The sequence below is a fragment of the Arthrobacter sp. 01N444 genome (assembly GCF_056399305.1).
Map to the genome: position 1 here is coordinate 25878 of NZ_JBFTRB010000006.1, position 10926 is coordinate 36803.

The 10926-nt window shown below is 62.9% G+C and carries 12 protein-coding genes and 1 pseudogene; 12 read left to right on the forward strand and 1 reads right to left on the reverse strand.

The features are described 5' to 3' along the window. Positions 1 to 7: 7 nt before the first annotated feature. A complete protein-coding gene (locus AC1DKN_RS09085; protein ID WP_476857517.1) occupies positions 8 to 904 on the reverse strand; it encodes a glycosyltransferase in 897 nt (298 codons plus the stop codon). A gap of 305 nt (positions 905 to 1209) precedes the next feature. Between AC1DKN_RS09085 and AC1DKN_RS09090 the strand changes: the two genes are divergently transcribed. The 12 genes and pseudogenes from AC1DKN_RS09090 (at position 1210) to AC1DKN_RS09145 (ending at position 10921) form a co-directional block, all read left to right on the forward strand. Continuing rightward, positions 1210 to 2334 (forward strand): MraY family glycosyltransferase, encoded by a 1125-nt coding sequence (locus AC1DKN_RS09090; RefSeq protein ID WP_476848847.1) that lies wholly within the window; start codon positions 1210 to 1212, stop codon positions 2332 to 2334. Positions 2335 to 2463: 129 nt separating this feature from the next. Next, entirely contained in the window at positions 2464 to 2949 is a 486-nt protein-coding gene (locus AC1DKN_RS09095; protein ID WP_476871077.1) for a hypothetical protein, read from the forward strand. Next, positions 2942 to 3314: pseudogene (locus AC1DKN_RS09100) on the forward strand (hypothetical protein). The gene AC1DKN_RS09095 and the pseudogene AC1DKN_RS09100 overlap by 8 nt, the downstream one beginning before the upstream one ends. Positions 3315 to 3395: 81 nt before the next feature. Next, on the forward strand, positions 3396 to 4196 hold the full coding sequence (atpB, locus tag AC1DKN_RS09105; RefSeq protein ID WP_223916023.1) for a F0F1 ATP synthase subunit A: 801 nt from the start codon (positions 3396 to 3398) through the stop codon (positions 4194 to 4196). Positions 4197 to 4320: 124 nt separating this feature from the next. Further along, positions 4321 to 4539: an ATP synthase F0 subunit C gene (atpE, locus tag AC1DKN_RS09110; RefSeq protein ID WP_003804776.1), complete on the forward strand. Its 219-nt coding sequence runs from the start codon at positions 4321 to 4323 to the stop codon at positions 4537 to 4539. Between the two features lie 48 nt (positions 4540 to 4587). Then, complete coding sequence (locus tag AC1DKN_RS09115; protein WP_223916021.1) at positions 4588 to 5139, forward strand: F0F1 ATP synthase subunit B; 552 nt, start codon at positions 4588 to 4590, stop codon at positions 5137 to 5139. Further along, on the forward strand, positions 5139 to 5966 hold the full coding sequence (locus AC1DKN_RS09120; protein ID WP_230008751.1) for a F0F1 ATP synthase subunit delta: 828 nt from the start codon (positions 5139 to 5141) through the stop codon (positions 5964 to 5966). The genes AC1DKN_RS09115 and AC1DKN_RS09120 overlap by 1 nt, the downstream gene beginning before the upstream one ends. A gap of 83 nt (positions 5967 to 6049) precedes the next feature. After that, positions 6050 to 7687: a F0F1 ATP synthase subunit alpha gene (gene atpA / locus AC1DKN_RS09125; protein ID WP_026266817.1), complete on the forward strand. Its 1638-nt coding sequence runs from the start codon at positions 6050 to 6052 to the stop codon at positions 7685 to 7687. A 76-nt stretch (positions 7688 to 7763) separates the two neighbouring features. After that, the gene (locus AC1DKN_RS09130) at positions 7764 to 8657 is read left to right on the forward strand and encodes a F0F1 ATP synthase subunit gamma (RefSeq protein ID WP_028276063.1); all 894 of its coding nucleotides are present in this window, start codon (positions 7764 to 7766) and stop codon (positions 8655 to 8657) included. Between the two features lie 81 nt (positions 8658 to 8738). Next, on the forward strand, positions 8739 to 10193 hold the full coding sequence (atpD, locus tag AC1DKN_RS09135) for a F0F1 ATP synthase subunit beta (protein ID WP_018775710.1): 1455 nt from the start codon (positions 8739 to 8741) through the stop codon (positions 10191 to 10193). Position 10194: 1 nt separating this feature from the next. Then, a complete protein-coding gene (locus AC1DKN_RS09140) occupies positions 10195 to 10479 on the forward strand; it encodes a F0F1 ATP synthase subunit epsilon (protein ID WP_018775711.1) in 285 nt (94 codons plus the stop codon). Between the two features lie 10 nt (positions 10480 to 10489). Continuing rightward, a complete protein-coding gene (locus AC1DKN_RS09145; protein ID WP_223916017.1) occupies positions 10490 to 10921 on the forward strand; it encodes a DUF2550 domain-containing protein in 432 nt (143 codons plus the stop codon). Positions 10922 to 10926: the final 5 nt, after the last annotated feature.

The window sequence follows — 10926 nt, forward strand, 5'->3', positions numbered from 1 at the left end:
ACCACGGTCAGAACTTCTGGTCCTCCAGCGGGCCGAAGCCCTTGCCGCGGAGCCCGGCAGAAAACGCGCGGAACCAGTCAGCGAGCCCGCGGAAGTCGCCGCTGCGCAGGAAGTAGCCGAGGTAGCCGCCCACATCCGCGATGAAGGACTTGACCCGGAAGTGGCGGCGGATCATGTACCCGCGGTTCCGGTAGTAGAAGTAGCGCTTGAAGGCGGAATCCGGAACGATCACGTGCCACCGCGCACCGAAGACGTGCTTGGTCTCAGCGAAGGCGTGCGGGTGCGTGATGGCGGCGGTGGTCACCGTGCCGAAGCGGATCCCGGCCTTCCTGAGCCTGAGCGTGAAGTCCACCTCGTCGCCACGGATGAAAAGGCGCATGTCCGGCAGGCCGACTTTGAAGAAGACATCGGAACGGATCAGGGCGCCGTTGAAGAAGTGCCCGTCGTCGGGCAGGAATCCGACCTTTTCCACCTCCGCGCGCTCATGCGTGACCTTGCCGCCCAGCCGGAAGAAAAAGGACAGCTGGTCCGGGTGGCCGGGGGCCACCACGAGGGGCACGACGGCGTCCAGACCACGTTCCTGGGCCTCACGGAGCAACGTGGCAAGGCAGTCGGGATCTGCCGGCTCGGCGTCGTCGTCCATCATCCAGATCCAGTCAGCCCCGCTGGCCACGGCCTTGAGGATGGCCAACGAGAATCCGCCGGCGCCGCCAAGGTTTGCCTCGGACCGGACATAGTCCACGTTGGCGTGCTGGCCGGCAACGTCCGTCGACGGCACGGTGCCACTGTCGACGAGGCAAATGGACTGTACTGGAGCGGTCTGGTTGTTGATGGCGTCCATCAGGACCGCCAGCTCCCTGGGACGGTCAAACGTCACGGCAGCGACTGCAACCGAGGGGGTCATCGCGGGGTCCTTTCAGCACGACCGTCAGTGGTTTTCCCGCCGGCAGAGGGCCGTGTGACGCGAAGACAGGTGGCCGTTGGCATTAGTATCTTGACTAGAGTCCACTGTAATACAGCCCTGTCAGGCACTACGCACTGCCTGCCCTGCGCACGGCGACGGAGAAGTTTCATTTTTCGAAAGACAGTTCCACCGCAATCGAATCCACCCCATTTCCGCAGCTCACCGGCGCGTCCGGTGCTGCGGGACGTGCCGGCGTGCGGTGCCTGTGCTGACGGTACTGACGGCGTTTGGCTGGTGGTCGTCCCGTGATCATGTACCTGCTCATGATGCTGACGGCAGCGATCGTGACCTACGCGGCGACATGGGGTGCCCGGCTCGCGGGCAACAAGCTGGAGCTGTATTCCCCGATCCGCAGCCGCGACATGCATTCCACCCCGATCTCCCGGCTCGGCGGCCTCGGCATCTTCGCGGGCGTGCTGGTTGCCCTGGTCACGGCGAGCAATTCGTTCTTCGTCAAGGACATCTTCCGGAACAACACGGCGCCATGGGGAATCCTGGCCGGGGCCGCGGTGATCGTCGTTGTCGGCGTGGCGGACGACCTGCTGGATCTGAGGTGGTGGGTCAAGCTGATCGGCCAAAGCGCCGCGGCACTGGTCGTGGCCACCTGGGGGGTCCGGATGACGATCATCCCGTTCATTCCCGAGCCGATCGTGATCCAGAACGAGGCCGTGAGCATTGTGCTGACGGCCGGGCTGATCGTCACCACCATGAATGCGTTCAATTTCATCGACGGACTGGACGGGCTCGCCGCGGGCGTGGCGATCATCGGCGGAGCGGCGTTCTTCCTCACGGCCTACTGGGTCCACCGCACGGCCGTCCTGCTGGACCGTTCGGACCTCGCCACCCTGCTGACCGCCGTCGTGGTCGGCAGCTGCGTCGGCTTCCTGCCGCACAACTGGTTCCCCTCCAAAATCTTCATGGGCGATTCCGGGGCCATGCTGATTGGCCTGCTGATGGCCTCGGCCGGCGTCGTCTCGACCGGCCAGATCAGCTCGGGCCTCTACGACCGGGCCAACGGCATCCCCACGATCATCCCCATCCTGTTGCCGTTCGCGGTGCTGTTCCTGCCGCTGCTGGACCTGTGCCTGGCGGTGGTGCGGCGGACAGCGCTGGGCCGGTCGCCGTGGTCGGCGGACCGCGGACACCTGCACCACAAACTCCTGGACATCGGATACTCGCACCGCGGCGCCGTCGTGCTGATGTACTTGTGGACCTGCATCCTTGCCTTCGGCGGCCTCGCTTTCGCGATCTTCCCCTGGCACATAGTCCTCGCCGTTGATCTGGCCGCCGCGGCAATCATGGCCGTGGCGACTGCCTGGCCGTACCTGCGCCAGCGCGGGCCGAGGCAGATGGCCCGCACTCCCGAATAGCCTGACCGGCATGCCCGGGGAACCCGCTCCGACGCGCTTTTCCGAATAATTTCTATCTAATGTAGAATTCAGGGGCGGTACTTCGCCGCCTGCCTTGACCAGCAATACGCCAGCGACGATTGGGATCTGATGACCTCCAACGCCGAACCGGAACCCGCTTCCGGCAACGGACCCGTTGGCGTCTCCGGCCCCACAAAATCCCTGTGGCTCAGGCTGCTGGCAATGAGTTCCGCGGCCTCCGCCGCAGCACTGGTGCTGACCGGCACGGCCGCCTTCATCTTTAACGGCGCCGTGGGGTTCTGGTCCGCCCTGTTCGGCGGCGCGCTGGTGATGGCCTTCTTTGCCATCAGCCTCGCGGTGGGCCACTTCGTCGGCCGCAACAACCCCTCGGGAGCGATCGGACTGTTCGTCGCGACGTACTTCGTCAAGGTTGTCGGCTTCGCCGTGGTCCTCTTCGTCATCGGGGCCCCGGCCTGGCTGCACGGCCGCTGGTTCCTGATCGGCGCCGTCGTCACCGTCGTGTTCTGGCAGGCAGCCGAAATTTACGGTTTCAGCAAGGCCAGGCTCCAGATTTACAACGATCCCGAAACGCGAAAAGGCGGCACCGATGTTTAGCCGCAAATCCGGCCGCAGGCCAGTTGCCGGACCACGTACCGGACCAGAAAACCAGCCAGCCAAATCACCCAAAACTACGTCCGGTGCCCCCGGTGTATCGACCGACGGAAGCGACGGCGGATACAACGCCGGAATCGCCGTCTTCAGCTACATTGTTGGCGGAATCATCGTCTGGAGTTTGATAGGGTGGGGACTGGATAATCTGTGGGGAACCCGCTGGATTGTGCTCGCAGGCGCTCTGCTTGGAGCTGCGGGAGGGTTCTATCTTTCTCATATGCACGGCCTCACCAGTAACAGAACTTCAGCTGATGACGGCACTGCTGCACGTGGCCCGTCCCAGGACGAGGAACAGTAATGCCAAATAATTTCACAGGGGGAGAGGCGGGCACCAATGTCGCCGGTCCCCGCCCAACGCCCAATGATGGACACTGCAGAGAGGAAACGCGTTGATCGCGCTTGCGCTCCCGGCCCAAGATTCAGGAACCTTCACGCCTCCTGGAATTGAAGAACTTCACCTGCCGGCTATCATCCCCTGGGGTGCTGCCGACGGATTTTCCAAGCAGATGCTGCTGGTAATCCTGTCGGTCGTCATTATCGGTACATTCTTTGTGATCGCTGCACGGAAGCAGCAGCTGGTTCCCGGCAAGCTGCAGTTCGCTGGCGAGGCCGCCTATAGCTTCGTCCGCAACAGCATCGCCAAGGACATTATCGGCGGCCGGGACTTCATGAAGTATGTCCCGCTGCTGTTCACGCTTTTCTTCTTCATCCTCGTGAACAACATCTACGGTGCAATCCCGCTGATCCAGCTTCCCACCTTCTCGCACGTTGGCGGTGCCTATGTGCTCGCCGCGATCGTGTACGTCACCTGGATCGCCGTCGGCATCCGGAAGAGCGGCCTGAAGTACTTCAAGCTGGCCACGGTTCCGTCCGGTGTGCCGTTCTACATTCTCCCGATCGTCGTACCGATCGAGATCATCTCCAACTTCCTGGTCCGCCCGGTCACGCACAGCCTCCGTCTGTTCGCCACCATGCTGGCCGGCCACCTGATCATCATGATCTCCGGTGCGGGCATCGAATACCTCGTGATGCAGGAAAACGTCCTCCTCAAGGGCGCGTCCGTACTCGTCCTTGGCGGTGCGATCGCCATGTACATGCTCGAAGCGCTGATCATGGTGCTGCAGGCCTACGTCTTCACGCTGTTGACCGCGATCTACATCGAAGGCGCGCTGCACGCCGACAGCCACTAGGCGAAGGCCTTCAGGCGCACACGCCAGAAGGCCAACCCCAGCCGGCACAACATAGTCTTCCCCTCACGGGGATGAAGCAACCCAAACAACCTGCCACATGGGTGGCATCTTGAAAGGAAGAAAAATGGAAGGCTCCATCAACGGCTCCCTCAACCTCATCGGCTACGGCCTCTCCGCCATCGGCGGTGGTATCGGTGTGGGTCTCGTGTTCGCCGCTTACATCAACGGTGTGGCACGTCAGCCGGAAGCCCAGCGCGTCCTGCAGCCGATCGCATTCCTCGGCCTCGCGCTGACTGAAGCCCTCGCCATCCTTGGCCTGGTCTTCGCGTTCGTTCTTAAGTAAACAGAACAACCGAACATCCAGAACCGAGTAGATAAGGACGGGTGAAATATGAATCAAGCGATCATCTCAGCCGCCACCGAAGGCGGTACTAACCCCCTCGTTCCCAATCCTTGGGAAATGCTTGTCGTCTTCGCCGGCTTTGCGCTCCTCTTGTTCATCGTGGTCAAGTACGTTGTCCCGATGTTCGAGAAGACCTTCGCAGAGCGGGCCGAAGCCATCGAGGGCGGTATCGCCAAGGCCGAAAAGGCCCAGGCCGAGGCCTCCGCAGCGCTCGAAGAGTACAAGGCGCAGCTCACGGAAGCCCGCACCGAAGCCAACCGCATCCGCGAGGAAGCACGCGCCGAAGGCGCCCAGATCCTTGCAGAGCTGAAGGAGAAGGCGGCTGCCGAGTCTGCCCGCATCACCGCGCAGGCCCACACGCAGATCGAATCCGAGCGCCAGGCGGCCGTTGTGTCGCTCCGCGCGGAGGTCGGCACGCTGGCCACGACGCTGGCGAGCCGCATCGTCGGCGAGGCACTGAGCGACGATGCACGGTCGGCCCGAGTGGTGGACCGCTTCCTGGCAGATCTGGAGAACCAGAACGCGGGTGTAGCTAAGTAATGGCAGGTGTATCGAGCGAATCGCTGGCCGCTGCGCTGGCGGCACTGGAGGCCAAGCTTCCCACCGCGTCGCTGCAGTTGGCAAAGGAACTCTTCGGAATCCTGGGAACCGTGGACAGCTCGGCCGGCTTGCGCCGTGCTTTGACTGACCCGTCCCGCAGCGGTGACGAAAAGTCGGCGCTGGTCAAGCAGCTCTTCGGCGGGAAAGTATCCGCTGACGCTGTTGAAATCGCAGCCGGACTGGCCAGCTCCCGCTGGGCATCGGCACGGGATATCGGCGATGCACTCGAGACTCTTGCCGCTTCGGTGGTCATCGCTGTTGCCGAGAACAAGTCGGCCGTCTCTGCCTCCGGGCTCAGCGGACTGGAATCGCTGGAGAACGATCTGTTCTCCTTCAACCAGGCCGTTGAGTCCAGCCACGAGGTCCAGCGTGCTCTGTCCGAGCCGCAGGCCAGCCCGGCCGCCAAGGTGTCCCTCGCCGACAAACTCGTACCCGGTGCGAGCGAGGACGCGAAAGTCCTGATCGGGCAGGCCGTCACGGCTCCGCGCGGGCTTAAGGTCACCAGGCTGGTCCGCCGTTTCGCCGAGCTTGCCGCCAAGCGCCAGCAGCGCTGGATTGCAACGGTCGACGTCACCCGTCCGCTGACGGAGACGCAGATCAGCCGCCTGCAGGCGGGGCTGAACGCCCTTTACGGGCGCGAGCTCAAGATCAACATGAATGTTGACCCGGCACTGATCGGTGGCATCCGGATCCAGGTAGGTGACGAAGTGGTTGACGCTTCGGTCGCCGGCCGCCTGGGCCAGCTCCAGCGTCAGCTTGCCGGCTAGCCGGACAAGCACAACCTAACGACAAGAAACCCCGGTCATCGTGAGCAACGATGATCACGAAAACAGGAGAGCAGGGACTGCAGATGGCCGAATTGACCATCAACGCCGACGACGTCCGTAATGCGTTGAACGAGTTCGCGGCGTCCTACGAACCCGGAAACGCAGAGCGCGTAGAGGTCGGCCGTGTAACAACCGCAGGTGACGGCATCGCCCGTGTTGAGGGCCTTCCCTCGGTCATGGCGAACGAGCTGCTTCGCTTCGAAGACGGCACGCTGGGCCTGGCCCAGAACCTCGACGTCCGCGAGATCGGCGTCATCATCCTCGGTGACTTCACCGGAATCGAAGAAGGCCAGGAAGTCCACCGCACCGGGCAGGTTCTGTCCGTGCCGGTTGGCGACGCCTTCCTCGGCCGCGTGGTTGACCCGCTGGGCCAGCCCATCGATGACCTCGGCGAGATCAAGGCCGAGACCACCCGTGCCCTGGAACTCCAGGCACCCGGCGTGACCCAGCGTAAGTCGGTCCACGAGCCGATGCAGACCGGACTCAAGGCTATCGACGCCATGATCCCGATCGGCCGCGGCCAGCGCCAGCTGATCATCGGTGACCGCCAGACCGGCAAGTCCGCCATTGCCATCGACACGATCATCAACCAGAAGGCCAACTGGGCTTCCGGCGACGTGAAGAAGCAGGTGCGCTGCATCTACGTGGCGATCGGCCAGAAGGCATCCACGATCGCAGCCGTCCGCCAGACCCTCGAGGACAACGGCGCCCTGGAATACACCACGATCGTGGCTTCCCCGGCGTCCGACCCCGCAGGCTTCAAGTACCTGGCACCGTACGCCGGCTCGGCCATCGGCCAGCACTGGATGTACGGCGGCAAGCACGTCCTCATCGTGTTCGATGACCTGTCCAAGCAGGCCGAGGCCTACCGTGCAGTGTCACTGCTGCTCCGCCGCCCGCCGGGACGCGAAGCCTACCCGGGCGACGTCTTCTACTTGCACTCCCGTCTGCTGGAGCGTTGTGCCAAGCTCTCCGACGAGCTCGGTGCAGGCTCGATGACCGGTCTGCCGCTGATCGAGACCAAGGCAAACGACGTTTCCGCCTACATCCCGACCAACGTGATCTCCATCACCGATGGCCAGATCTTCCTGCAGTCGGACCTCTTCAACGCCAACCAGCGCCCCGCTGTTGACGTCGGTGTGTCCGTCTCCCGTGTTGGTGGCGCCGCCCAGGTCAAGTCCATGAAGAAGGTCTCCGGTACCTTGAAGCTGGAACTGGCCCAGTACCGCGACATGCAGGCCTTCGCCATGTTTGCCTCGGACCTGGACGCCGCATCGCGCCAGCAGCTGACCCGCGGTGCACGCCTGATGGAGCTGCTCAAGCAGGGCCAGTACTCGCCGTTCCCGGTCGAGAACCAGGTCGTCTCCATCTGGGCCGGCACCAACGGCCACCTGGACGAGGTTCCGGTTGAAGACATCAACCGCTTCGAGACCGAGTTCCTGGAGCACCTCAAGCACAAGTCCTCCATCCTGACAACGCTGGCCCAGACCAACGTCATGGACGATGACACCGCTGAAGCACTGAAGACCGCAATCGTGGACTTCAAGAAGGGCTTCTTCGGCGAGGGAGACAACCTCCTGGTCGGTGCGGGGCACGAGGAGCACGCCCCCATCGGCGAGGATCAGGTCGACCAGGAAAAAATCGTCAAGCAGAAGCGCTAGTTTCGCTGGCAGGGACTGCCGGGACCCGCACGGGTTCCGGCAGTCCCGGCCATCGGGATCTTAGGAAAGGATAAGTATGGGAGCCCAGATCCGGGTCTACCGCCAGAAGATCAGCTCGACGACGTCGATGCGCAAGATCTTCAAGGCGATGGAACTGATCGCTACCTCGCGCATCGGCAAGGCCCGCGCACGCGTAGCAGCTTCACTGCCTTACGCGAACGCGATCACGCGTGCCGTTTCTGCTGTCGCAAGCCAGAGCGAAATCGACCACCCCCTGGTCACCGAGCCGGCGCAGATCCGCCGGGCCGCCGTCCTGGTCATCACCTCGGACCGTGGCCTCGCGGGATCTTACTCGGCGAGTGTCCTCAAGCAGGCCGAAGGCCTCAACGAGCTGCTCCACGGGGAAGGCAAGGAAGTCAAGACGTTCCTGGTCGGCCGCAAGGCGCAGGCGTACTTCGACTTCCGGAACCGTGAATACGCTCGCGTATGGACCGGCAACACGGATGCACCGGAGTTTGCGACCGCGCGCGAAGTCAGTGAAGCACTGCTGGCCGAATTCGCTAACGCCTACGAAGAGGGCGGCGTCGACGAAATCCACGTCGTCTACACCCGCTTCAAGTCGATGGTGACCCAGGAGCCGACGGTCGTCCGTCTGCTGCCGCTCGAGGTTGTCGAAGAGAAAGCCGCGTCCGAATCGGACCTGCTGCCCCTCTACGAATTCGAGCCGGAAACGGAGCAGGTTCTCGATGCCCTGCTGCCGCGCTACATCGAATCACGTATCTTCGCCGCCATGTTGCAGGCAGCAGCTTCCGAGCTCGCAGCCCGCCAGCGTGCGATGAAGTCCGCCGGCGACAACGCGACGGATCTCATCAAGAAGTACACGCGTCTGCGCAACACTGCCCGTCAGGCTGAAATTACGCAGGAGCTTTCCGAAATCGTTGCCGGTGCCGACGCGTTGTCCGCGTCCTAGCCAGCACGAGCCCGGATCCAGCTGTACCTGCACCAAAAGATAAACTTAACCCCACGCCATCTACTGAGTGAAGTGAGAGAGATGACTGCCACTGCTACCGATCACGTAGCCGCAACGTCCGGTGCTACCGGTCGTATTGCACGTGTTATTGGCCCGGTTGTCGACGTCGAATTCCCGGCTGACGCAATCCCCTCGATTTACAACGCACTCACCACCGAGATCACTCTCAACGGTGAGACCCGAACCATCACGTTCGAGGTTGCCCTGCACCTGGGTGACAACCTGATCCGTGCCATCTCCCTCCAGGCCACCGACGGACTTGTCCGCGGTACCAACGTGGTGGACACCGGTGCCCCGATCTCCGTGCCCGTGGGCGACGGCGTCAAGGGCCACATCTTCAACGTGCTGGGCCAGCCCCTCGACGTTGCCGAGTCCGAACTCCAGATCAGCGAACGCTGGCCTATCCACCGCAAGGCTCCGGCCTTCGCGACCCTGGAAGGCTCCACCGAGATGCTGGAAACCGGCATCAAGGTGATCGACCTCCTCACCCCGTACATCAAGGGTGGCAAGATCGGCCTGTTCGGTGGTGCCGGAGTCGGCAAGACCGTGCTGATCCAGGAAATGATCACCCGTGTTGCCCGCAACTTCGGCGGCACCTCGGTGTTCGCCGGTGTCGGCGAGCGTACCCGTGAAGGTAACGACCTCTGGGTCGAAATGGAAGAGGCCGGCGTCCTCAAGGACACCGCCCTTGTGTTCGGCCAGATGGACGAGCCGCCGGGAACGCGTCTGCGCGTTGCACTGTCCGCCCTGACCATGGCGGAGTACTTCCGCGATGTGCAGAACCAGGACGTGCTGCTCTTCATCGACAACATCTTCCGCTTCACCCAGGCAGGCTCCGAGGTTTCCACCCTCCTCGGCCGCATGCCGTCGGCCGTGGGCTACCAGCCCAACCTGGCTGACGAGATGGGCCTCCTCCAGGAGCGCATCACGTCCACCAAGGGCCACTCCATCACCTCGATGCAGGCCATCTACGTTCCCGCAGATGACTACACCGACCCGGCTCCGGCCACGACCTTCGCACACCTCGACGCGACCACGGAACTTTCCCGTGAAATCGCTTCCCGTGGTCTGTACCCGGCCGTTGACCCGCTGACGTCGACCTCACGCATCCTGGATCCGCAGTACATCGGCCACGACCACTACAACACGGCCGTCCGCGTCAAGCAGATCCTGCAGAAGAACAAGGAACTTCAGGACATCATCGCCATCCTTGGCGTTGACGAACTCTCTGAAGAAGACAAGATCGTCGTGTCCCGTGCACGCCGCATCCAGCAGTTCCTCTCGCAGAACACCTACACCGCCAAGCAGTTCACCGGCGTCGAGGGCTCCACCGTGTCCATCAAGGACACTGTGGAAGGCTTCACCGCTATCTGCGACGGCGACCTTGACCACGTTGCAGAGCAGGCGTTCTTCAACGTCGGTGGCTTGGACGACGTCGAGCGCCAGTGGGCCAAGATCCAGGAACAGACCAAGTAATATGGCTGAGCTTGAGGTTGAGATTGTCGCAGCGGACCACTTTGTGTGGTCCGGAGCGGCCAAGATGGTCAAGGCCCGCACCAGCGATGGTGAAATCGGAATCCTGCCCGGCCACTCGCCCCTGCTGGCGATTCTGGCCGAAGGTGAACTGGCAATCGAGCCGGTATCCGGTGACCGCATCGCTGTAGTTGTTGACGGGGGATTCTTCTCTGTCGACAACAACAGGGTGGTCATTGTTGCTGACAACGCCCAAATGGGCGAAGCGGCTACTGCGGGGATCCGCTAGCACGACCTTGATGAACGATATTGGTTTGCCGTTCATCGTCCTGGCAACTGCGTTTGGGTTGCTGGTATTTGCACTGTGCCTTTCGGGGGTGCGCCGCTTCAATCTGCGGCGCGCCCTGGGCACGGTGGACGCCTCCATCTGCACGGCTGGAAACAGCTGGCAGATGGGGGTTTGTCGTTATCAGGACAACGACCTCGAATGGTTCCGCCTGGTCTCACTCAGCGTCCGCCCCAAGCACACCTTCCGGCGCAGTTCGCTGGAGCTGCTTGGCCGGCGCAAGCCGACCGAATCCGAGCTCCTCAAGGTCCAGCCCGACGCCGTCATCGTGGAGCTCCGCTACGAGGGCCAGCAGGTCCTCCTGGCCATGCGATTCGATGCCTACACAGGGTTGTCATCCTGGCTTGAGGCCGGACCCGTCATCGGCGTCGGCACCTGGCGCTAGCCCCG